General features: G+C 67.4%; 20 protein-coding genes. 5 read left to right on the forward strand and 15 right to left on the reverse strand.

From position 1 onward, the window contains the following. Window positions 1–9 precede the first annotated feature (9 nt). Window positions 10–1,239, reverse strand: a complete 1,230-nt coding sequence (locus tag AC3WOB_RS20345) for a nucleoside recognition domain-containing protein (protein WP_041654907.1) — start codon at window positions 1,237–1,239, stop codon at window positions 10–12. 153 nt (window positions 1,240–1,392) lie between these two features. Here AC3WOB_RS20345 and AC3WOB_RS20350 point away from each other — a divergent pair, with 153 nt between their 5' ends. After that, window positions 1,393–3,639, forward strand: coding sequence for an acyl-CoA dehydrogenase (locus tag AC3WOB_RS20350; protein ID WP_492276008.1), 2,247 nt, complete (start codon window positions 1,393–1,395; stop codon window positions 3,637–3,639). A 38-nt stretch (window positions 3,640–3,677) separates the two neighbouring features. Here AC3WOB_RS20350 and def read toward each other — a convergent pair whose 3' ends face one another. Genes def through glyQ form a run of 8 tightly spaced genes read right to left on the reverse strand, consistent with a single transcriptional unit; the run spans window position 3,678 to window position 11,101 of the window. Continuing rightward, on the reverse strand, window positions 3,678–4,211 hold the full coding sequence (gene def / locus AC3WOB_RS20355; RefSeq protein ID WP_013391611.1) for a peptide deformylase: 534 nt from the start codon (window positions 4,209–4,211) through the stop codon (window positions 3,678–3,680). Window positions 4,212–4,243: 32 nt separating this feature from the next. Beyond that, window positions 4,244–4,639, reverse strand: a complete 396-nt coding sequence (gene gloA / locus AC3WOB_RS20360; RefSeq protein ID WP_013391612.1) for a lactoylglutathione lyase — start codon at window positions 4,637–4,639, stop codon at window positions 4,244–4,246. A 12-nt stretch (window positions 4,640–4,651) separates the two neighbouring features. Beyond that, window positions 4,652–5,794, reverse strand: a complete 1,143-nt coding sequence (locus AC3WOB_RS20365; protein ID WP_492276009.1) for a 2-aminoethylphosphonate--pyruvate transaminase — start codon at window positions 5,792–5,794, stop codon at window positions 4,652–4,654. Between the two features lie 20 nt (window positions 5,795–5,814). Next, entirely contained in the window at window positions 5,815–6,795 is a 981-nt protein-coding gene (locus AC3WOB_RS20370) for a M48 family metallopeptidase (RefSeq protein WP_492276010.1), read from the reverse strand. Next, window positions 6,782–7,510, reverse strand: a complete 729-nt coding sequence (locus tag AC3WOB_RS20375; RefSeq protein ID WP_492276011.1) for a lysophospholipid acyltransferase family protein — start codon at window positions 7,508–7,510, stop codon at window positions 6,782–6,784. Before AC3WOB_RS20375 ends, AC3WOB_RS20370 begins: the two co-directional genes overlap by 14 nt. Before the next feature lie 4 nt (window positions 7,511–7,514). Then, window positions 7,515–8,054, reverse strand: a complete 540-nt coding sequence (gmhB, locus tag AC3WOB_RS20380; RefSeq protein WP_207473766.1) for a D-glycero-beta-D-manno-heptose 1,7-bisphosphate 7-phosphatase — start codon at window positions 8,052–8,054, stop codon at window positions 7,515–7,517. Further along, the gene (gene glyS, locus AC3WOB_RS20385; protein WP_492276012.1) at window positions 8,051–10,189 is read right to left on the reverse strand and encodes a glycine--tRNA ligase subunit beta; all 2,139 of its coding nucleotides are present in this window, start codon (window positions 10,187–10,189) and stop codon (window positions 8,051–8,053) included. The genes gmhB and glyS overlap by 4 nt, the downstream gene beginning before the upstream one ends. Continuing rightward, window positions 10,190–11,101, reverse strand: coding sequence for a glycine--tRNA ligase subunit alpha (glyQ, locus tag AC3WOB_RS20390; RefSeq protein WP_332010731.1), 912 nt, complete (start codon window positions 11,099–11,101; stop codon window positions 10,190–10,192). 276 nt (window positions 11,102–11,377) lie between these two features. Between glyQ and AC3WOB_RS20395 the strand changes: the two genes are divergently transcribed. Next, window positions 11,378–12,145 (forward strand): crotonase/enoyl-CoA hydratase family protein, encoded by a 768-nt coding sequence (locus tag AC3WOB_RS20395; RefSeq protein WP_492276013.1) that lies wholly within the window; start codon window positions 11,378–11,380, stop codon window positions 12,143–12,145. 78 nt (window positions 12,146–12,223) lie between these two features. Further along, complete coding sequence (locus AC3WOB_RS20400; protein WP_013391620.1) at window positions 12,224–13,747, forward strand: fumarate hydratase; 1,524 nt, start codon at window positions 12,224–12,226, stop codon at window positions 13,745–13,747. A 384-nt stretch (window positions 13,748–14,131) separates the two neighbouring features. Here the strand turns inward: AC3WOB_RS20400 and AC3WOB_RS20405 are convergent, their stop codons facing one another. The 3 genes from AC3WOB_RS20405 to AC3WOB_RS20415 are packed head-to-tail and all read right to left on the reverse strand — an operon-like array spanning window position 14,132 to window position 17,155. Next, the gene (locus tag AC3WOB_RS20405) at window positions 14,132–15,376 is read right to left on the reverse strand and encodes a CaiB/BaiF CoA transferase family protein (protein ID WP_492276014.1); all 1,245 of its coding nucleotides are present in this window, start codon (window positions 15,374–15,376) and stop codon (window positions 14,132–14,134) included. Then, window positions 15,373–16,233 carry a MaoC family dehydratase gene (locus AC3WOB_RS20410; protein ID WP_492276015.1) on the reverse strand — a complete coding sequence of 287 codons (861 nt, stop codon included), beginning with the start codon at window positions 16,231–16,233 and terminating at the stop codon, window positions 15,373–15,375. The genes AC3WOB_RS20405 and AC3WOB_RS20410 overlap by 4 nt, the downstream gene beginning before the upstream one ends. Before the next feature lie 7 nt (window positions 16,234–16,240). After that, window positions 16,241–17,155, reverse strand: coding sequence for an SDR family NAD(P)-dependent oxidoreductase (locus AC3WOB_RS20415; RefSeq protein ID WP_492276016.1), 915 nt, complete (start codon window positions 17,153–17,155; stop codon window positions 16,241–16,243). A gap of 149 nt (window positions 17,156–17,304) precedes the next feature. On the opposite strand from AC3WOB_RS20415, the gene AC3WOB_RS20420 reads away from it, so the two are divergent. Continuing rightward, window positions 17,305–18,204, forward strand: coding sequence for a LysR family transcriptional regulator (locus AC3WOB_RS20420; protein WP_013391624.1), 900 nt, complete (start codon window positions 17,305–17,307; stop codon window positions 18,202–18,204). Between the two features lie 128 nt (window positions 18,205–18,332). Next, a complete protein-coding gene (locus AC3WOB_RS20425) occupies window positions 18,333–19,328 on the forward strand; it encodes a tripartite tricarboxylate transporter substrate binding protein (RefSeq protein WP_041652271.1) in 996 nt (331 codons plus the stop codon). On the opposite strand, the gene AC3WOB_RS20430 is transcribed toward AC3WOB_RS20425, so the two are convergent. Genes AC3WOB_RS20430 through AC3WOB_RS20440 form a run of 3 tightly spaced genes read right to left on the reverse strand, consistent with a single transcriptional unit; the run spans window position 19,325 to window position 22,857 of the window. Continuing rightward, entirely contained in the window at window positions 19,325–20,287 is a 963-nt protein-coding gene (locus tag AC3WOB_RS20430) for an NAD(P)H-dependent flavin oxidoreductase (protein ID WP_492276017.1), read from the reverse strand. The two genes, AC3WOB_RS20425 and AC3WOB_RS20430, sit on opposite strands and share 4 nt — an antisense overlap. A 17-nt stretch (window positions 20,288–20,304) precedes the next feature. Continuing rightward, complete coding sequence (locus AC3WOB_RS20435; protein ID WP_492276018.1) at window positions 20,305–21,279, reverse strand: Bug family tripartite tricarboxylate transporter substrate binding protein; 975 nt, start codon at window positions 21,277–21,279, stop codon at window positions 20,305–20,307. Between the two features lie 57 nt (window positions 21,280–21,336). Beyond that, window positions 21,337–22,857, reverse strand: a complete 1,521-nt coding sequence (locus AC3WOB_RS20440; RefSeq protein WP_492276019.1) for a class I adenylate-forming enzyme family protein — start codon at window positions 22,855–22,857, stop codon at window positions 21,337–21,339. Between the last annotated feature and the right edge of the window lie 7 nt (window positions 22,858–22,864).

Genomic DNA, 22,864 nt, shown 5'->3' on the forward strand with positions numbered 1-22,864 from the left:
CGACGAGTCTCAGCCGAAGAACCAGTAGCACACGCCGATGGCCGCCAGCACGCCGGCCAGGTCGGCGATCAGGGCGCAGCCCACCGCATGGCGGGCCCGCAGAATGCCCACCGATCCGAAGTACACCGCCAGCACGTAGAAGGTGGTTTCGGTGCTGCCCTGGACCACAGCGGCCAGCAACGCCGGAAAACTGTCCACGCCGAAATGCGCCATGGTTTCCAGCATCATGGCGCGCGCCGCGCTGCCCGAGAAGGGCTTGACCAGGGCGGTGGGCAGGGCGTCCACGAAGCGCGTGTCCCAGCCGGCTTGCACCGCCAGCCAGCGGATGCCGTCGAGCAGGAAATCCAGCGCGCCCGAGGCGCGCAGCACGCCCACCGCGCACAGCATCGCGACCAGATAAGGCAGCAGGCTCTTGGCGATGTCGAAACCTTCCTTGGCGCCTTCGATGAAGGCCTCGTAGACCGGCACCTTCTTCCAGGCGCCCGCGATCAGGAAGGCCAGCAGGATGCCGAACAGCGTCAGATTGCCCAGCAGCGACGACAGCGAGGCGATGGCGGCGGCCGACATGCTGGCCAGCAGCGCCATGAAGCCGCCCATGAGCAGCGCCGCGCCGCCCAGCCACAGCATGACGACGGGATCGATCAGGCGCAGCCGCTGGCAGGCCGCCACCGCCAGGAAGCCCGCCAGGGTCGATGCGCTGGTGGCCAGCAGGATGGGCAGGAACACCAGCGTCGGGTCCGCCGCGCCCTGCTGCGCGCGGAACATGAACAGCGTCACCGGCAGCAAGGTCAGCGACGAGGCGTTCAGCACCAGGAACAGGATCTGCGCGTTGCTGGCGGTTTCAGGCGTGGGATTCAGCGATTGCAGTTCGCGCATGGCGCGCAGCCCGATGGGCGTGGCGGCATTGTCCAGCCCCAGCCCGTTGGCGGCGAAGTTCAGCGTGATCAGGCCGATGGCTGGATGGTTGCGCGGCACCTCGGGCATCAGGCGCGCGAACAGCGGCCCCAGCACGCGCGCCAGCCTTTCCACCAGCCCGGCACCCTCGGCGATGCGCAGAAAGCCCAGCCACAGCGTGAGCGTGCCGAACAGCAGCACCATCACTTCCACCGACACGCGGGCCATGTCGAACAGGCTGGCCACCATCAGGCGGAAAACCTCGGGGTCGCCGATGATCAGCCAGCGGTACAGCGCCGCCGCGGCCGCGGTAAGGAAAAAGCCCAGCCAAAGTTTGTTCAGCATGCGGAGACTGCCCGGATAGCGATGGATTGCGCGCTGCGCGCCGTCGCCCATTGTCGCAGAGTCGGTAGGCCGCAGCTTGGCCCGGCGCCGCCAATTCTGGTACTTTGACCTGATACGCCCTGAGGCCTGGGGCCATAACAGTGAGGAAAACTCATGGACTTCAATGCCTGGCGCCGCCGCCGCATCTCGGAACCCGCTTATCGCTGGGCGCGCAACGCGCTGCCGGCCATGTCGGCCACGGAGCGCGAGGCCATCGAAGCCGGAGACACCTGGTGGGACGCAGACCTCTTCACCGGCAACCCCAATTGGCGCAAGCTGCTGGACGTGCCCGCCGCCACGCTGACCGCGGACGAGCAGCGCTTCATCGAGGGCCCGCTGGCGCGGCTCTGCGCCATGCTGGACGAATGGGACATCACCTGGAACCGCCGCGACCTGCCGCCCGAGGTATGGGACTTCCTGAAGGCCGAACGCTTCTTCGGCATGATCATTCCGCGGCGCTACGGCGGCCTGGGTTTTTCGCCCTATGCGCACTCCGAGGTCGTGCGGCGCATTTCGGCCTATTCCATCACCGCGGGCGTCACCGTCATGGTGCCCAATTCGCTGGGGCCGGGCGAATTGCTGATGCAGTTCGGCACGCCGGCGCAGCGCGATTATTGGCTGCCGCGGCTGGCGGACGGCCGCGAGGTGCCGTGCTTCGGCCTGACCAGTCCCGAGGCCGGTTCGGACGCCGCATCGATGGTGGATACCGGGGTGGTCTGCCGCCAGGTGGTCGATGGGCGCGAACTGATCGGCATCCGGCTGAACTGGCACAAGCGCTACATCACGCTGGGACCGGTGGCGACGGTGCTGGGCCTGGCCTTCAAGATGTCGGACCCGGACGGCATCCTGGGCGGTCCCAAGGACATCGGCATATCGGTCGCGCTGGTGCCGACCGAAGCGCCGGGCGTGGAGATCGGACGCCGCCATCTGCCCGCCATGCAGGTCTTCCAGAACGGCCCCAACCGCGGGCGCGACGTGTTCGTGCCGCTGGACGCGCTGATTGGCGGCGCGGAGCGCGCCGGACACGGCTGGCAGATGCTGATGAGCGCGCTGGCGGCGGGCCGCGGTATTTCGTTGCCTTCGCTGTCGGCCGCCGCCGCCGCGATGTGCGCGCACACCACGGGCATGTATGCCCGCGTGCGCGAGCAGTTCGGCATCCCGGTGGGCAAGTTCGAGGGCGTGCAGGAAGGCCTGGCGCGGCTGGCGGGCAATGCCTACCTGGTCGAAGCGGCCCGGCGCCTGACCTGCGCCGCGCTGAACCAGGGCGTCAAGCCGGCGGTGGTCTCGGGCATCATGAAGTACCACGCCACCGAGCGCATGCGCGGCTCGGTCAACGACGCGATGGATATCCATGCCGGCCGCGCCGTCATCGACGGCCCCAGTAACTACCTGGGCGCGCTCTACCGCGCCGTGCCCATCGCCATCACGGTCGAGGGCGCCAACATCCTGACGCGCAACCTGATCATCTTCGGCCAGGGCGCGATCCGCGCCCATCCCTACCTGATGCCGGAAATCCTGGCGCTGGGCAATCCCGACGAAGAACGCGGCATGGAGGTCTTCCACGACGTGTTTTGGCGCCACCTGCGCCACACCGGACTCAACGCGCTGCGCGCCATCGGCCGCGCATGGACTGGCGGGATGCTGGCGCCCGCGCCTTCATCCGGTCCCGTGGCCGGGCACTACCGGCGGCTGGGGCGCTATGCCTCGGGCTTCGCGCTGCTGGCCGATGCCACGCTGGCGCAGCTGGGCGGTGGCCTGAAGCGCCGTGAGATGATCTCCGCGCGCCTCGGCGACATCCTGTCCGAGCTGTACCTGCTGTCGGCGGTGCTCAAGCGCTGGGAGGACGAGGGCCGCAAGCATGACGACCTGCCGCTGGTTCGGTGGTGCATGGAGCAGGGCTACGCCAGCATCGAGAAAAGCATGGACCAGGTCCTGCGCAATTTGCCGGGCCGCGTATTGTCATGGGGGCTGCGCGCCGCCATCCTGCCGCTGCGCCTGGCCAAGGGACCGGACGACGCCTTGACCCGGGAATGCGCGGAACTGCTGCTCAAGCCGTCGCCCACGCATGTGCGCCTGGCGGCCGACCTGCACCGCGAGGCCGGCGCGGCCGGTGACGATCCAGTGGGCCTCTTGACCCGCGCGTTCGCGCTGGCGGACGCCGTGCAGCCGCTGCGCGACCGGGTGCGTCAGTCCGGCGTGCGTGATTGGCGCGAAGCCCACCAGCGCGGCGCCATCACCGACGCGCAGGCGGCCGAACTGGAACAGGCCGAGGCCTTGGTGTCGCGAGTGCTGCAGGTGGACGATTTCGCGCCCGAGGAGCTGTCGCCGCAGGCCGCCAAGGCGGACCCGGGCGAGGCTTAGGCTAGAGACGCAGGCTCCCGCAAGGCGGGAGCGAGGCCTCAGTCGTCCTGGTTCGGATCCATGTCCGGGAACAGGATCTCGGTGAATCCGAACTTGCTGAAGTCCTGGATGCGCGACGGATAGAGCCGGCCGATCAGGTGGTCGCATTCGTGCTGCACCACCCGGGCATGGAAGCCGTCGGCTTCGCGCTCGATGAGCTGGCCGTAAGGGTCGCGTCCGCTGTAGCGGATGCGGCGGTAGCGCGGCACCAGGCCGCGCAGGCCTGGCACTGACAGGCAGCCTTCCCAGCCGTCTTCCATCTCGTCGGACAGCGGCGTGATGACGGGATTGCACAGAATGGTCTGCGGCACGGCGGGCGCGTCGGGATAGCGTTCGTTGCGGTCGAAGCCGAAGATCACCAGTTGCAGGTCCACGCCGATCTGCGGTGCGGCCAGGCCCACCCCTTGCGCGGCGGCCATGGTTTCGAACATGTCGTCGATCAGCGCGTGCAGCTCGGGGGTGTCGAAGCGTTCCACGGGCGCGGCCACGCGCAGCAGCCGCGGATCGCCCATTTTCAGGATGGTGTGGATCATGGGGTGTCTTCCTGCCGTCCGCCGCGCGGGGCTCAGTCCTGGCGGCCTTTCTTCTGGATGAATTCGATCTTGTAGCCGTCGGGGTCCTCGACAAAGGCGATGACCGTCTTGCCGTGCTTCATCGGGCCGGCTTCGCGCGTGACCTTGCCGCCTTTTTCCTTGACCTTGTCACAGGCTTCGTAGGCGTTGTCCACTTCCAGGGCGATGTGGCCGTAGCCGGTGCCCAGGTCGTACTTGTCCGTGTCCCAGTTGTGGGTCAGTTCGATGACGGCGCCTTCGGTTTCGTCCTGGTAGCCGACGAAGGCCAGCGTGAACTTGCCGTCGGGGTAGTCGTTGCGGCGCAGGACGCGCATGCCGAGCACGTTGGTATAGAAGTCGATGGACTTGTCGAGGTTGCCGACTCGCAGCATGGTGTGGAGCATACGCATGGGATGTTTTCCTTAAGCGGTGAGGGGGAGCGGGAAGAATCCGCCGTTGCCGGCGGCTTCCCGGGTGATGCCGATGTCGCGCAGCGCGCCGCCCATGGCGTCGACTGCTTGCCGCATCTGGTCGGGCCCGAAGGCGCCGATGCAGCCGACCCGGAACGAAGGTTGTTCGGTGTTGTAGAAGTTGCTGAGCACGTAGCCGCGGCGCTTGAGGGCGTCCACGAACAATTGCAGGTTCCAGGTCGGGGCGTCCGGGGCGCGGACGTTGACGACGATGGGGCCCTGCAAGGCAGGCGGCAGGTACGGGGTCAGGCCCAGCTCCCTGACGCCATCATATAGCGTGCGCATATTGGCCGTGTAGCGCGCCAGGCGCGCCTCGCGGCCTTCCTCAAGGTGCAGCGCCAGCGCCACGGCCAGCGCGGCCAGCGTGGGCGCGGGCGGCGTGAAGCGCGGGCCGGCGTTGGGCTGCAGGCTTTGCTGATAGATGTCCGCCAGGTCCAGCGACCAGCTGCCAGCGACGCCGCGCGCGGCTTCCAGGCTGTCGCGCCGGGCCACCACGAAGGCGGCGCCGGGCATGCCTTCCAGGCATTTGTTGGCCGTGAGCACCACCGCTTCCACGGCGGGCAGGGCGCGCAAGTCCAGGGGCAGGGCGCCGAAGGCGGACACGGCGTCGACGATGACGCGGCGGCCCAGCATGTGCGCGATGCGCGCCAGTTCAGGCACGTCGTGGCAGATGCCGCTGCCGGTTTCGCTGTAGACCAGCGCCAGGTGCGTGAGCGTGGGGTCTTGTTCCAGCGCCTTGGCGACTGCTTGCGGATCGATCCGCTCGGTGGCGCCCACGGACAAGGGTACGGCCACACGGCCCGCGTCGCCGGCCAGTTTCTGCAGGCGGGTGGCATAGGCGCCGGTGGAGGGCGCCAGCAGGCGGCCGCCGGCGGGGATGAAGCTGCGGATCGCGGCTTCCACCGCGAAGTGGCCGCAGCCCGGCAGCGCCAGCGCGGCGTGCTCGTCGGGGGACGCCTGCGCCGCGTGCAGCACGCCGTCGCAGACCTGCCGGTAGGTCTGGCGGAAATCATTGTCCCACGGCGCATAGTCTTGCGCCATGGCGGCCTTCACCCGCGCGTCGGTCGTGACCGGGCCCGGAATCAGCAGCAACATTTTCGTGTCTCCTGGATGCCTCAGAACTGAGGCAAGGATGCGGGGTCGTGGCGCCGCAGGATGTTCTTGGCGTCTTCGAAGTCGGGCAGGATCTGCCCCACTTCGCGCCAGAAGTCCTGACTGTGGTTCATTTCGCGCAAATGGGCAAGCTCGTGCGCGATGACGTAGTCGATGATGGCGGGCGCGAAATGGATCAGGCGCCAGTTCAGCATGATGTTGCCGTCGCTGGTGCAGGAGCCCCAGCGGGTGGCGGCCGACGACAGGCGCCAGCGTTGGATCTTCAGTCCGCTGACCTGCAGGAAATGGGCCAGGCGGGCGCCGAACCAGGCGCCGGCGCGCTGCTGCAACCAGGCTTGGGCCGAATCGCGGATACGGCCCTGGTCCGCCGAGGACGGCAACGCCAACCAGAGGGTGTCGCCATCCTGGGGGGCGTCCGCATCGCCGGACAGGTTGGCCTGGCGGCTGTCGCCGCCCACGCCGATGACGATGCGCTTGCCCAGATAGGGCAGCTCGCCGCCGGGCTGCCAGCGCGTATGCGCCATGGCCAGTTGCTGCTTGCGGGCGTGCCATTCGCGCAGCTTGGCCAGGATCCAACGGGCCTTTTCGCGCACGGCGTCGTCCACCTGCGTCAACGTGACCCAGTTGGGGGCCGTGACGCGCAGGCCGTCGTCGGTGATCACGAAGCCGATGCTGCGGCGGCGCGAGCGCAGCAGCACGAAGCCTATGGGTTGTTGCTCGGTCGAAACCTCGCGCCAGCGCGCGCCGGGCGGCAGCGGATCGGGGCAGGGCGTGGGGACGCGCGCCGCCGCGTTGGGCGAGGGCGTCAGCAAAGGTTCGCTCGTGGCCGCGGTGGCTGGCGGCAGATCGGGGAAGAGGGGCTTGGGCGGTGTTGCCCGGGGCGGGGCCGGCGGCTTGGGCGCGGCGCTCAGCGGCGGCGCGCCCGCGGGCGCGTCGTGCTGCTGTTCATCGAACAGGAGTTCGAGCTGATCAGTGCTGGCCATACCTTTCTGGATTGAGACGCCGCATTTCCCCTTCGATCCAGTCCTGAACCTTCTGGTTCAGTTCGTCGGGGGAGAGTCCCTTGGATTCTATCGCGGGACCGATGGAGACGGTAACCATGCCGGGATACTTTATGAAAGCGTTGCGGCGCCAGCATTCGCCGGCATTGTGCGCCACCGGGATGACGACCGCGCCGGTGCGCGATGCCAGCAGCGCGCCGCCCATCTTGAAGCGGCCGGTCTTGCCGGGCGGGACCCGGGTGCCCTCGGGAAACAGCAGGGGCCAGCGGCCTTCGTCCAGGCGGGTCTGGCCTTGCTTGACCACCTGTTCGAAGGCGTCGCGGCCTTTGGCGCGGTCGATCGGGATCATGCGCAGCAGCGCCAGGCCCCAGCCGAAGAACGGCACCATGTGCAGTTCGCGCTTGTAGACGAAGCAGACTTCGCGCGGCATGTGGGCCGGGAAGAACAGCGTTTCCCAGGCCGACTGGTGCTTGGACAGCAGCACCGCGGGGCCGTCAGGCAGGTTTTCCCAGCCCTTGACCTGCCAGCGGATGCCGCAGAAGAAGCGCGCGCCCCAGATGGCCAGGCGCGGCCAGCCCACGGTCAGCTTGTAGCGCCAATGCAGCGGCAGCGGCGCCCACAGAATGCAGGCGAAGGCGTAGGGAATGACCGTGACGGCCAGGAACAGGAAGTACAGCAGCGAACGTAGCCGGGCCATTGGATCAATGGTCCTGGAGCAAGGTATCGACCACGGCCGACAGATCGTCGCACACGCGGGTGTTGTCGGGCAGGCCGCCCTTGGCCAATGTTTTCTTGCCGTTGCCGGTCAGCACCAGCCAGGGCGAGCAGCCGACCGACGACGAGGCTTGCAGGTCGCGCAGCGAATCGCCCACCGCCGGCACGCCGGCCAGGTCGACGTCGTAGCGGTGCCCGATCTGTTCGAACATGCCGGGCTTGGGCTTGCGGCAGGAGCAGTTGTCGTCCGGACCGTGCGGGCACATGAAGACGGCGTCGATGCTGCCGCCCGCGGCGGCCAGCTCGCGCCGCATCTTGGTGTGGATGGCGGTCAGCGTGTCCATGTCGAACAGGCCGCGCGCCAGGCCCGACTGGTTGGTGGCGACCACCACCTTCCAGCCCGCCTGCGTCAGCCGGGCGATGGCGTGCAGGCTGCCGGGCAGGGCGATCCATTCGTCGGGATTCTTGACGAACGAATCGCTGTCCTGATTGATGACGCCGTCGCGGTCTAGGATGATGAGTTTCACTGTGCCAGCCTGGAGATGTCAGCGACCTGGTTCATCAAGCCATGCAGCTGGCTCAGCAGGGCCAGCCGGTTGGCGCGCACGGCCGGGTCTTCGGCCATGACCATGACGTCGGCGAAGAAGGCGTCCACGGGCTCGCGGACCTGGGCCAGCGTGCTCAGGCTGCCGGCGAAGTCGCCGGCGGCCAGTTGTGCCTCGGCCTTCGGGCGCAGCGCGGACACGGCGGTGGCCAGGGCCTTTTCGGCCGGTTCCACCAGCGCGGCGTCGTTCACGGCGCCGATCTCGCCTTCGGCCTTCTTGAGCAGGTTGCCGATGCGCTTGTTGGCGGCGGCCAGGCTGGCGGCCTCGGGCAGTTGCGCGAACGCGGCGGCGGCGCGCACGCGCTCGGCCACCTGGTGCAGCGGCGGGGTCAGCGCGATCACGGCTTCGACGGCATTGCGGTCGAACTCGTTGATCAGCTGGTTGCGGTAGCGCTCATAGATGAAGGCGCGGACTTCGGGCAGCGTGTCGGCAGGGATCTTGCCGGCGGGGAAGGTACCCGCCGCCAGTTCCAGCAGGCCGTCCAGCGACAGCGGGCCAGCCTCGCTGATCTTGAGCCAGCCGCCCGCGGCCAGTTGCTCGAAGGCGCTGATCAGGCCCAGCGCGGCGCGGCGCAGACCGAAGGGGTCGCGTTCGCCGGTGGGCGCCAGGCCGATGGCCCAGATGCCGACCATGGTTTCCACGCGCTCGGCGACGAACAGGACGGCGGCGGTCAGCGTGTCGGCGGTGACGGGCGCGTCATAGCGGTTGCGGTACTGCGTGCGCAGGGCCTGCACCACGCTGTCGGGCTCGCCGTCGCCGGCCGCGTAGTAGGCTCCCATGACGCCTTGCAGCTCGGGGAATTCGCCCACCATGTTCGAACCCAGGTCGGCCTTGGCCAGCATGGCCGCGCGGTCGGCGGCGGAGACGTCGCCGCCCAGCTGCTCGGCCACGCCGCGGGCAATGGCGCGCACGCGCTCCACGCGTTCCAGCTGGGTGCCCAGCTTGTTGTGATAGACGATGGAACCCAATTGCTCGACGCGCGCCGCCAGCGGGGTCTTGCGGTCGGTTTCGAAGAAGAACTGCGCATCCGCCAGGCGCGGGCGCACCACGCGCTGGTTGCCTTCGACGATGTTCACCGGATTGTTGGTGTGCATGTTGCTGACGATCAGGAAGCGGTGCGTCAGGCGGCCGCTGGCCGGATCGAACAGCGGGAAGTACTTCTGGTTCAGGCGCATGGTCAGGATCAAGCATTCCTGCGGCACTTGCAGGAACTGCTCTTCGAACTGGCCCACGTAGACGGTGGGGTGTTCGACCAGGGCCGTGACTTCGTCCAGCAGCGCGGCCACTTCGGGATCGTCGCCCAGCGTGGCGTTGAGGCGGCCGGCATGGTCCAGCAACTGGCGCTGGATCTCGTCGCGGCGGCCTTCGAACGAGGCCATCACGCGGCCCTTTTCGGCCAAGGTGGCGGCATAGGCGTCGGCGTCGGCGAAGGACACGGGACCCGCGCTCATGAAGCGGTGGCCCAGCGTGTCGCGGCCGGCGGCCAGCCCCAGCGCGGACACCGGAACCACGTCGGCGCCGAACAGCGCGACCAGGCCGTGCGCCGGGCGCACGAACTTGACGGAGGTGACGCCGTCGGCCAATTGGTAGCGCATGACCTTGGGGATGGGCAGGCCGTTGATGGCGGCATCGATGCCTTCCTGCAGGCCGGCGGCCAACTGGGCGCCGGCGGCGGTGCCGCGCGCGACCAGGTAGTCCTGCTTGCCGTCGGACTCGCGTTCCAGGGTTGCCAGGTCGATGTTTTCCAGGCCCTTGGCGGCCAGCTTCTTTTGCAGCGCGGGCGTGGCCTTGCCGTCATCGGTCAGGCCGATCTTCACCGGCATCAGCTTTTCGGCATAGGGCTGGTCCGGCGCCTGCGCCAGCACGGCGGACAGGTGCACGGCCAGGCGGCGCGGCGTGGAATAGGCGGTCACGGCGCAGCCGGCGGCCAGTAGGCCGTGGCGCTCGAGCGTGGCGCGCACGCCTTCGGCAAAGGCCTGGCCCAGCTTCTGCAGGGCCTTGGGCGGAAGTTCTTCGGTCAGCAGTTCGACCAGCAGCGGGCGGATGTTCGTCGTCATTTATGCTGCCTCCCCGGCGGCCTTGTCGCGGCCCAGCATGGGAAAGCCCAGTCGTTCGCGGGAATCGTAATAGGCCTGCGCGACGGCGCGCGACAGGTTGCGGATGCGGCCGATGTAGGCGGCGCGCTCGGTGACGCTGATCGCGCCGCGCGCGTCCAGCATGTTGAACGTGTGTGCGGCCTTCAGAGCGGCCTCGTAGGCGGGCAGCGCCAGCGGCACTTCCATCAGGCGCTTGGCCTCGGCTTCGTAGTCATTGAAGTGCGAGAACAGCATCTCGGCCGACGAATGCTCGAAGTTGTAGGTGGACTGTTCCACTTCGTTCTGGTGGAACACGTCGCGGTACAGCACGCGGTTGCCGTTGGCGCCTTCGGTCCAGACCAGGTCGTAGACGCTTTCCACGTCCTGCAGATACATGGCCAGGCGTTCCAGGCCGTAGGTGATCTCGCCGGTGGTCGGGGTGCAGTCCAGGCCGCCGACTTGCTGGAAGTAGGTGAACTGGGTGACTTCCATGCCGTTGAGCCAGACTTCCCAGCCCAGGCCCCAGGCGCCGAGCGTGGGGTTTTCCCAGTCGTCCTCGACGAAGCGGATGTCATGCTGGGTCGGATCGATGCCCAGGGCCTTGAGCGAACCGATGTACAGGTCCAGGATTTCCGGGGGCGCGGGCTTGAGCACGACCTGGTATTGGTAGTAGTGCTGCAGGCGGTTGGGGTTTTCGCCGTAGCGGCCGTCCTTGGGGCGGCGCGAGGGCTGCACATAGGCGGCGCGCCAGGGCTCCGGGCCGATCGCGCGCAGGAACGTGGCGGTATGCGAAGTACCGGCGCCGACTTCCATGTCGTAGGGCTGCAGCAGGGCGCAACCCTGCTTGTCCCAGTATTCCTGGAGCGTAAGGATGATTTGCTGAAAGGTGAGCATAGGATTCTTGGAATTCGGCCGCCGGGCCAGGCTTGCCCTGGGCGTGGGAAACCCGGCATTTTAACTGGCCTGAAGCGCTCTGGCTCCGACGGCGCTGACGGACAGTTACATCTATGCTTTCCGGGCGCTTCTCCCGGGGCGAGTGTGTCCCTGGTGGACACTGTCCGGGACCCGCCCTGCGCCTGCAAACCAATGATCGTATGATTCCAGGTTGCGTACCAAGTCTTATATAAAACCCGGAACCCGATTCCGAGAATTCCCGGAAGGAGCAGTCCTATGTCAGACCTGATCAAGGTAGAAGTCACCGACGGCATCCAGATCATCACGATCAACCGTCCCGAGGCCAAGAACGCCATCAACCTGGAAACCGCGCAGGCCCTGGCCGCGGCGCTGGACCAGCTGGACAGCCGCGACGACATCCGCATCGGCATCCTGACGGGCGGCGGCGGCACGTTTTCGTCGGGCATGGACTTGAAGGCCTTCGCCAAGTCGGGGCAGCGTCCCTACGTGGAAGGCCGCGGTTTCGCCGGCCTGAACGAACGGCCTCCCAAGAAGCCGCTGATTGCCGCGGTGGAAGGCTATGCGCTGGCCGGCGGCTGCGAAATGGCGCTGGCGTCCGACCTGATCGTGGCGGCCAGCAATGCCAAGTTCGGCCTGCCGGAAGTCAAGCGCGGCCTGGTGGCCGGCGCTGGCGGCATGCTGCGCCTGCCGCGCCGCCTGCCGTACCACATCGCCATGGAAGTGATCCTGACGGGCGAAATGCTGACGGCCGAGCGCGCTCACTCCTTCGGGCTGGTCAACCGCCTGACCGAGCCGGGCGTCGCCCTGGCCGGCGCGCTGGAACTGGCCCGCGCCATCGTCGAGAACGGCCCGCTGGCGGTGCAGACCGCCAAGAGCGTGGTTGCGCAGTCGGGCGACTGGGACCAGGCCAGCATGTTCGACCAGCAGCGTCCGCTAATTGCGCACATTTTTTCGTCGGCCGACGCCAAGGAAGGCGCCACGGCTTTCGCCGAGAAGCGCAAGCCCGTCTGGCAAGGGAAATAAAATAGGCTTCAAGCACCCGCGCGCGGCCGGTTCTGCCGGCCGCGTTTTCACGTTATCCATCTACACCCGCATATCGCCATGTCCGTCATCATTAAAGAAGAAGACTTCATCCAGTCGATAGCCGATGGCATCCAGTTCATCAGCTACTACCATCCCGTCGACTACATCCGCCACCTGGCCCGCGCCTATGAGCGCGAGGAAAGCCCCGCCGCGCGCGACGCGATGGCGCAGATCCTGACTAATTCGCGCATGTGCGCCGAAGGCAAGCGTCCGCTGTGCCAGGACACGGGCATCGTCAACGTGTTCCTGAAGGTCGGCATGGGCGTGCGTTTCGAGACCAAGCGCACGCTGCAGGAGCTCTGTGATGAAGGTGTGCGCCGCGGTTATCTGAACCCGGACAATCCTTTGCGCGCCTCGGTGCTGGACGATCCGCTGTTCGCGCGCAAGAACACGCGCGACAACACGCCCTGTATCCTGCACGTCGAGCTTGTCCCGGGTGACAAGGTCGACGTGCAAGTGGCTTCGAAGGGCGGCGGTTCGGAAAACAAGTCCAAGTTTGCGATGCTGAACCCGAGCGATTCGCTGGTGGATTGGGTGCTGAAGACGGTCCCGACGATGGGCGCCGGCTGGTGCCCGCCGGGCATGCTGGGCATAGGCGTCGGCGGCACGGCCGAGAAGGCCATGCTGATGGCGAAGCAGTCGTTAATGGAAGACATCGACATGTATGAGCTGCTGGCGCGCGGCCCGCAGAGCAAGCTGGAAGAGCTGCGCATCGAGCTGTATGAGAAGGTCAACGCGCTGGGTATCGGCGCGCAGGGCCTGGGCGGCTTGACGACGGTGCTGGACGTGAAGATCAGCACGTTCCCGACGCATGCGGCCTCGAAACCCGTGGCGATGATTCCGAACTGTGCGGCTACGCGTCATGCGCATTTCGAGCTGGATGGCTCGGGCCCGGCGCGCCTGGATCCGCCGTCGTTGTCGGAGTGGCCGGAAGTGCATTGGGCGCCTGACTACAACAAGTCCAAGCAGGTGGACCTGAATACGCTGACGAAGGAAGAAGTGGCCAGCTGGAAGCCGGGCCAGACTTTGCTGCTGTCGGGCAAGATGTTGACGGGCCGCGATGCGGCTCACAAGCGTATCCAGGATATGCTGGCCAAGGGCGAGCCGCTGCCGGTGGATTTCAAGAACCGGGTCATCTATTACGTGGGGCCGGTGGATCCGGTGCGCGATGAAGTGGTTGGCCCGGCGGGTCCCACGACGGCCACGCGGATGGACAAGTTCACGGACATGATGCTGGAGCAGACCGGGCTGATCGCGATGATCGGCAAGTCGGAGCGCGGGCCGGTGGCGATCGAGTCGATCAAGAAGCACAACTCGGCTTATCTGATGGCGGTGGGCGGCGCGGCTTACCTGGTGTCGAAGGCGATTCGTGGCGCCAAGGTGCTGGGTTTTGCGGACCTGGGCATGGAAGCCATCTATGAGTTCGACGTGAAGGACATGCCGGTGACGGTGGCGGTTGACGCTCAGGGCACTTCTGTCCACACCACGGGGCCTAAGGAATGGCAGGCGAAGATCGGGAAGATTCCGGTCGCTGTGGCTTGATTCCACTGATTGTCATGGCCTGGTTTGACGGGCCTTGAAAAAGACGGCTGCCGGGCGACGGTGGCCGTTTTTTTTTGAGGGGTTCTGGCTTCGGGGAGTTCCTCGTTTCGTAGGCCGCCCGTCGTCGCGGGCGCCTGGGTGGCGAGCGCCCACGATTGCGGTCCGGAGCGTTCGCTCCGGACTGCCCCTTCGTCATCTTCGTCCCCGCCTGCGGCGGCTCCTTCAGATTCCCTCGGGCGCATCGAGGTTGCTCGCCACCCAGGCGCCCGCGACGACGGGCTACTTGTGTCTTGGTCTGGTGCGCTGCTGGAGTTGTGGTCAGGGACGACGTTCTTGTTGCCCGCCATTTCCGGCCGCGCGGGCGGCCGGAAATGACATACGTGATTAATTTGAATGTGATGGTGCTTGCAGCGCGGCGCGGAACGCGGCGATCTCCTGCGGCGTTTTGCCCAGCACCTCGCGCAGCACTTCTTCCGTGTGCTCCCCAAGTAGCGGCGGCGCGCGGCGGTACTCGACCGGCGAGGCCGACAAGCGCAACGGGCTGGCCGTCACCGCCGCCACGCCGCCTGCCGGATGCGGCAAATCGCGGCGCAGCTGCCGCGCCTGGGCTTGCGGATGTGCCTGGGCCTGAGCGATATCGTTGATCGGCCCGCAGGGCACGCCCACGGCCTCCAGCTTGGCGATCCACTCGTCGCGCTGGCCCTGGCGCATGATCTCGGTCAGCAGGCCGACCAGCAGCTCGCGGTTGGCCAGGCGCATGCGGTTGGTGGCAAAACGCGGGTCGTCGCCCAGCTCGGGTGCGCCGATGGCGCGGCAGTACGCGCGGTACTGCGATTCGTTGCCGGTGGCGACGATCAGGTGGCCGTCGCTGGCGGCGAACACTTGGTAGGGCACGACGTTCTGGTGCGCGTTGCCGGCGCGCTGGGGCGCGACGCCGGAGTTGAAGTAGTTGGAGTTCTGGTTGGCCAGCATGGCGACGTGGCTGTCCAGCAGGGCGATGTCCAGGTGCTGGCCCAGGCCGCTGTTGTGGCGTTCCTGCAAGGCGGCCAGGATCGCGACGGTGGCGTACATGCCGGTGATGATGTCGGTCACCGCCACGCCGGCCTTTTGCGGGCCGCCGCCGGGCAGGTCGTCGCGTTCGCCGGTGATGCTCATCAGGCCGCCCAAGCCCTGGATCATGAAGTCGTAGCCGGGGTGCTGCGCGTAGGGGCCGTCCTGGCCGAAGCCGGTGACCGAGCAATAGATCAGGCGCGGGTTGATCTGTTTGAGGCTGTCGTAGTCCAGGCCGTATTTGGCGAGGCCGCCGACCTTGAAGTTTTCGACCAGGATGTCGCTGGCGGCCGCCAGTTCGCGGATCAGCGCGGCGCCCGCGGGTGTGGCCATGTCGGCCTCTACCGAGCGCTTGTTGCGGTTGGCGCTGAGGTAGTAGGCGGATTCCTCGGTGTCGCGGCCGTCGCCGTCTTTCAGGAAGGGCGGGCCCCAGGCGCGGGTGTCGTCGCCTACGCGGGGACGTTCGATCTTGATGACGTCGGCGCCCAGGTCGGCGAGGTTTTGCGTGCACCAGGGGCCGGCCAGGATGCGCGAGAGGTCCAGCACCCGGATGCCGCTCAAGGCGGGCGGGCGCGTCATGGTTTCAGCTCCGCGGTGCCGTGGCTCAATACGACTATCTTGCGTTCCAGCGCGCGGGCCAGGAAGCGGATCTGGCCGTCGGGCAGGCGCCAGATGTCGCATTGCAGGGTTTCGCCGGGGTACACCGGCGCCGAGAAGCGCGTGTTCAGGCTGACGAGGCGCGAGGCATCGTAGCCGCAGCAGCTTTTGACGATGGCGTGGGCCACTACGCCGTAGGTGCACAGCCCGTGCAGGATGGGTTTGGGATAGCCGGCCTGCCGCGCGACCTCGGGGTCTGCGTGCAACGGATTGCGGTCGGCGTTCAGCCGGTACAGCAAGGCCGCGTTGGCGGGAATGCGGATCTCGCAGCGCAGGTCTGGTTCGCCGTCGGGCGCGGCGGGCAGGGCGGCGGGGCTGTCGTCTCCTGGTCCGAAGCCGCCGTCGCCGCGGCAGAAGGTGCTTTGCCGCAGGGTGGCGAGGCAGGCGCCGTCCTCGCCATGCAGGGTGCGTTCGGTGATGATGATGGCGCCCTTGTCGGCGCCTTTGTCGATCACGTGCGTGTTGCGGCTTTTGCCGATGACGACGCCCGCTGCCGGCAGGGGCGCGTGCATCGTCAGCCGCTGTTCGCCATGCACCACGCGCACCCAGTCTATGCCGGCGCGCGGGTCCCGGACCCAGAAGCCCGGGTAGCCCAGCACCACGCTCATGGTGGGGAAGGACTGCAAGCCTTTTTCGTACACGTAGCGCAGCTGGCCGGCGTCTTCGGGATCCTGCCCCAGGCCTATGCCCAGGGCGTACAGCATGGTGTCTTTCTCGTCGTAGCGCTGGCGCACCTCGTCGAAGCGCCAGTTTTTTACGGTTGCGTAGTCCAGGGGCATGGCGGCCTCAGATGGGGTCCCAGTCGATCACGTCGGGCGAACGCTCCAACGCGTAGAAGTGCTTGCGCATGGCGGGCACCGCGATCTCGGCGATGCGCTCTGGCGTCCACCCGTCGCCGTGATGCACGGTGCGCAGCGGTCGCGGCTGGCTCATCAGCATGATCTCGTTGGCGCGCACCGCGAAGATCTGTGCGGTGACCTCGCTGGCGGCGTCGCTGGCCAGGTAGACGGTCATGGGCGCGACCTTGCCGGCTTCCATCTTCTTCAGCTTTTCGACGCGGGCCTTTTCCTCATCCGTCTCGGCCGGAATGGAACTGGTCATGCGGCTCCAGGCGAACGGCGCAATGCAGTTGGAGCGGACGTTGTAGCGCGCCATGTCCAGCGCGATGGACTTCGACAGGGCCACAATGCCCAGCTTGGCCGCGGCGTAGTTGGCTTGGCCAAAATTTCCGATCAGTCCGGACGTGGAGGTCATGTGCACGAATGCGCCGGACTCCTGTTCGCGGAAGTAGGGCGCCGCCGCGCGGCTCATGAAGAAGGAGCCGTTCAGGTGCACGCCCAGCACCTGGCTCCATTCCTCTTCGCTCATCTTGTGGAAAACCCGGTCGCGCAGATTGCCGGCGTTGTTGACGACGGCGTCGATGCGGCCGAAGGCGTCGATCGCCGTCTGCACGCAGCGGCTGGCGCTGTCGTAGGCGGCCACGCTGTCCGTGTTGGCGACGGCCTGGCCGCCCGCCGCGATGATCTCCTTGACGACCGCTTGCGCGGGGCCTTCCGCGCCGCCTTCGCCGGTGAGCGATACGCCGATGTCGTTCACGACCACCTTGGCGCCGGCCTGCGCCATGGCCAGCGCAATGCTGCGGCCGATGCCGCCGCCCGCGCCGGTAACGATCACTACTTTTCCGGAAACCATGCCGCTCATTGAAGTTGACTCCTGTGCTGCGGCGCGCGCGCCGTGTGGAAAACAGTTCCGCATCAAACGCTCTGGTTCGAGGGGATGCACCATGGTAGATTCGACGAGGCATGCGAAGAATTCAAAATTAGATATGCCCCCCTTCTGCGTGGTGGAACATGAGACACGATCTGACGGACCTGCGTTTGTTTCTGAACGTGGGGGAAACACTCAATCTGACCCGGGCTGCCGAGCGCACCTTCCTATCCCTGCCGGCGGCGAGCGCGCGGGTGAAGAACATGGAAGAGGCCTTCAAGGCCAGGCTGCTGGTGCGCATGGCCACGGGCGTGGCGCTGACGCCGGCGGGCGAAGTGCTGCTCAAGCATGCGAATGCCGTATTCCGGCAGCTGGAATGCCTGAACGCGGACCTGCAGCCCTATGCCAGCGGCCTGAAGGGACGCCTGCGCCTATTGGCCAACACCACGGCCACCAATTCCTTCCTGGCCGATGCGCTGTCCACGTTTCTTGCGGAAAACCCTGATGTGGATGTGGAACTGGAAGAAAAGATTTCTGGCGATATCGTCATTGCCATACGCGCAGGTCAGGGAGATCTGGGGCTGGTGGCGGGCAATATCGATGTGTCCGGCCTGGACGTCACGCCGCTGTTCCGCGATGAGCTCACCGTGGTGACGTCGCTGGATCATCCGCTGGCTGCCTCCGAGTCCGCGCATTTCGCTGACCTGCTGGACGCGTACCAGTTCGTCGGCATCCATCCCGACAGCGCCATCCAGACCTTCCTGGAAGACATCGCCAGCGGCCTGGGCAAGCGCATCTGCCAGCGCGTGCACGTGGGCAGCTTCGAAGCCGTGTGCCGCATGGTGGAGGCGGGCGCGGGGATCGCGGTGGTGCCGCGCGCCTGCGCCGCGCGCTACAGCCGCCCGGACGCGCTGCACGTGCTCAAACTGGATGATCCCTGGGCGCTGCGCGACCGCCTGCTGTGCCGTCAGCGCGGACGCGATCTGCCCAGTTTCGCGGAATGCTTCATCGGACACGTGCAGCGCGCGGCGCGCGGCCTGTAGCGCGTCCCGAAGAGGGGCTTTTGCAAATATGTAGCGGCGGCTCCGCCGGTTCGGCAAATAATAAAAAAGGCGTCAGGCAGCAGTCCTAGAGCTTGGCCGCCCATAAAACCGAGAACCAGGAGACTGCCGTGACCGATCTACTACGCCGCCGCGCCATTGCGGGGCTGGGCGCCGCGTGCGCCGCCGCCGCGCTGCCTGCGCTGTTCCCCGCCATCGCCCGCGCCGCCGCCTGGCCGGCGCATGCCGTGAACTTCATCGTGCCATTCCCCGCGGGCGGGCCCGTGGACACGACCGCGCGCTTTACCACGCAGCCGCTGGGCCAGTTGTGGTCGGTGCCTACGGTGGTGGACAACAAGTCGGGCGCGGGCGGCATCGTGGGCGCGCAGTTCGCGGCCAAGGCCGAGCCCGACGGCTACAACTACTTCTTCGCTTCCATCCACCACGCGGTGCTGCCCAGCCTGCGGGGCAATCTGAGCTACGACATCACCCGGGACTTCGTGCCGGTCGGCATGGCGGCGGTTTTCCCCATCGTGCTGGTGGTGAACGCCGCGCTGCCCGTGAATTCGGTGAGCGAACTGATCGCCTACGCCAAGGCGAACCCGGGCAAACTGTCGTTCAGTTCATCGGGCACGGGCGGCGGCACGCATCTGGCCGGCGAGCTCTTCAACGCCATGGCAGGCGTGCGCATCCAGCACGTGCCATATCGCGGCAGCGCGCCCGCCATGCAGGACCTGCTGGGCGGACAGGTGCAGGTGATGTTCGCCGACGGTCCTTCCGCCGTGCCGCATCTGAAGGGCGGCAAGGTACGCGCCTTGGGCGTGGGCAATCCAACGCGTTCCAGCATGCTGCCGGACGTGCCGACCATCGCCGAGGCGGGCCTGCCGGGCTACGAGGCCTACTCGTGGAGCGGCGTGATGGCGCCCAAGGGCACGCCGCCCGATATTGTGAAGCGCGTGAATGCGGACCTGGTGCGGGTGCTGTCGGATCAGGCCACCGCGCAGGGCATGATCGCCGCGGGGGCCGAGCCCAAGCCTGGCACCCCCGAGCAGTTCGGCGATTTTGTGCGCGACGAAATCGCGAAGTGGCGCGACGTCATCAAGACGGCCAACATCAAGCTGGATTAGCGTCGAAGCAGGGCCTCGCGCGCGCCGTGGTATTCGGCTTCCAGCTGATCCACCAGCATCGCGATCGGCAGGACCTCCTGCGCGGCGCCCACGCCCTGGCCCGCGCTCCACACATCTTTCCAGGCCTTGGGCCGGGAACTCTTGTCCATGTTGGCGGGCGGGGCGATGCCGTTCCTGGCGAGCTCCAGTGGGTCCAGGCCCGCGGCCTGGATGCTGGCCGACAGATAGTTCGCGGGCACGCCCGAGAAGTAGGGGGTGTAGGTGACGTCCGCGGCTTGCGCCTGCAGCACCATTTCGCGGTAGGCGTCGCCTGCCAATGATTCCTGGGTGGCGATGAAGCGCGTGCCCATGTAGGCGAAGTCGCAGCCCAGCACTTGCGCGGCCAGGATGTCCTTGCCGTGGCTGATACAGCCGGACAGCGCCAGCGGGCCGTCGTAGAAGGCGCGGATCTCGTTGACCAGCGCGATCGGATTGATCTGGCCGGCATGGCCGCCTGCGCCTGCCGCCACCAGGATCAGGCCGTCGACGCCGGCGTCCAGCGCGCGCTGGGCATGCCGCACGTTGGTGACGTCATGGAACACCAGCCCGCCGTAGCCGTGCGCGGCTGCCACCACGGCTTCGGGCGCATGCAGCGAGGTGATGATGAGCGGCACGCGCCGTTCGGCGCAGATGGCCAGATCACCCTGCCAGCGCGGATTGCTGGGGTGGACGATCAGGTTGACGCCGTAGGGCGCGATGCGAGCGCCGCGCGCGGCCTGGCGCCTGGCGGCGAGGCCGTCTTCGATGCGGGTAAGCCAGTCGTGCAGCTGTTCCTGCGGACGGGCGTTAAGCGAGGGGAAGGTGCCGATGATCCCCGCCGCGCATTGCGCCACCACCAGGTCCGGACCGGAAACCAGGAACATGGGGGCGCCGATGACGGGCAGGCGGGTTTGGGTGTGCAGCGCGAGCGGGGGATTCATCTGGATGCTCCGGGGGGTCAGTTGGCCTGGATGTTGGCGCTTTGGATGACGTCGGACCACAGGGCGTATTCACGGTCGATGCGTGATTGCAGCGCCTTGGAGTCGCCGGTGTTGATGGTGTAGCCGCCGTCGGTCATGGCCTGACGGAAGGCGGGATCGCTGGAGACCTCGTTCAGCGCGCGGGTCAGGCGGGCAGCGACGGCGTCGGGCAGCTTCTTCGGACCCACCAGCGCGTACCAGCCCACCACCTCGTAGTCCTTCATGCCGGCTTCGACCATGGTGGGCACGTCGGGCAGTTCGGGGTTGCGGGTCTTGGAGGTGACCGCCAGGGCGCGGGCCTTGCCGCTTTTGATGAACGGTATGGCCGTGCTGGTGATGTCGAACATGAAGGTGATCTTGCCGCTGATCACGTCGACCATGGCCGGCGAGTTGCCCCTGTAGGGCACGTGCAGCATGGGCGCGCCCGCCTGCTTTTTCAGCAGTTCCGCCGACAGGTGGTTGGAGGCGCCGATGCCGGCCGAGCCGAAGGACACGGCATCGGGATGGGCGCGGGCGTAGGTGACCAGTTCGCTGACGTTCTTGGCGGGAATCTGCGGGCCGATCAGCAGGACGTTGGCGTAGTCCACCACCAGTCCTATCAGCGAGAAGTCCTTGCGCGGATCGAACAGCGTGCTGCGCTGGACCAGCGGCGACATGGTGAGGGTGGGGCTGGCGGCGAAGCCCAGCATGTAGCCGTCCGGCGGGGCCTTGGCGGTGGCGTCCGAGGCGATCATGCCGCTGGCGCCGGCGCGGTTCTCCACCACCACGGACTGGCCCAGCTTGTCGCCCAGGTACTTGGCGAAGACGCGGGCAGTGGTGTCCACGGGGCCGCCTGGGGCATAGCCCACCAGCAGCCGGATGGGGCGTTCGGGATAAGCGTCCGCCTGGGCGCTAGCGGCCGTGGCGAGCGCCGCCGCGGCGGCGGCTGCGGTGAGCAGGGTCTTGATGTTCACGCTGGTGTCTCCTTGTGGGTAAGTGGCGGGTCGTGCAGCGGAACAGCGGGGCCGCGGCTACGCCAGCCTTTCTTTCAGCGGTTGCTTGAGGATCTTGCCGCTGACGGTCGTGGGAATGGTGTCGATGGGGATGATGCGGGCGGGCCGTTTGTACGGCGCCAGTTGTGCGCGCAGATGCAGCATCAGCAGGTTGGTGTCCACCGTGGCGCCGGGCAGGGGCTCGACGAAGGCGATGACTTCCTCGTTCTGGTCGGCGGTGGCGCGGCCCACCACGGCCGACAGGCGCACGCCGGGGAAGGCGTTGATGACGGATTCGACTTCCAGCGGATAGACGTTGAAGCCGGAGCGGATGATCAGGTCCTTGGAGCGGCCCGCGATATACAGCGCGCCGTGCTCGTCGACGTAGCCGATGTCGCCGGTGTTGAGCCAGCCGCCGGGCAGCAGCGCCTGCGCGGTCTGTTCAGGATTGCGGTAGTAGCCCAGCATGACGCCCGGGCCGCGGATCAGGATGTCGCCGCGCTCGCCGGGCGCGGGCGTGCCGCTGTCGGGGTTGCCGATGCGCATTTCCACGCCTTCGACCGCATGGCCGGCCGAGCAGTCGTCGCGCGGCGCATCGATGCGGGTGACGAACATGGAGCCCGCGTATTCGGTGATGCCGTAGCCGTGGTGCATGGCGACGCCGAAATAGCGCTCGGCGGCGCGCTTGAGCGTGGGGTCCAATGCGGCGCCGCCCGTGTACAGATAGCGCAGGGCCGGCGCCCGCAGCTCCGCGCGCGGCGGCGCCACGGCCATCATGCGGCTGAACATGGTGGGCACGCCCTGGAGGATGCTGACGCCGGGATGAGCCAGGGCCTTGAAGGCGTCCGCGGCGTCGAAGCGGCTGCGCAGCACCAGGCTGGCGCCGGCATGCACCGTGGCCATCAGCACGGTGGCGATGCCGAAGATGTGCGACATGGGCAGCGCGGCGTAGCCGATGTCCTGCGGCGTCAGGCGGCGCGAGGCCGCGGAGACGCGGGCGAAATGCAATAGGCCGCGATGCGGCACCAGGACGCCCTTGGGCGCGCCCGTGGTGCCGGACGTGTAGATCACGGTGGCCACTTCCGTGGCCGTATCGCCGCTCTCGGCCTGCGTGGGGCCGTCCGCCTTGGCAGCCTGCACGCCTGGTCCCCAGACGTCCGGATCGGCGTCAGCGGCGCCCGCGTGCTCGGCGTGAGCCGCGGCGGCGGGCGAGATGCCGCTGGTGTAGAGCAGCAGTTCAGGCTGCGCATGGCTGCGGATGGCGTCGATCTCGCGCGTGGACAGGCGCGCATTGACACCCACCGGCCAGGCGCCCGTCAAGCTGCAGGCAAACAACGTGGCGATCATGGCCGCGCAGTTTTCACCCGCGATCAGCACGCGGTGTCCGGGACGCACGCCCTGGCTTTCCAGCCAGGCGGCCGCGGCTTGCACGCGGCGCCAGAACTGCGCGTAGCTCAGCTTGCCGCCGCCTTCCTCGTGCAGGAAGGTGGCGTCAGGCCGCAGGCCGGCTTGTTGCGCCAGCAATTGATGGATGCGGGTAAGAGGGGCTGCCGGGGACATGGTTGCG

Source organism: Achromobacter sp. FW305-C-30-7 (assembly GCF_058783105.1).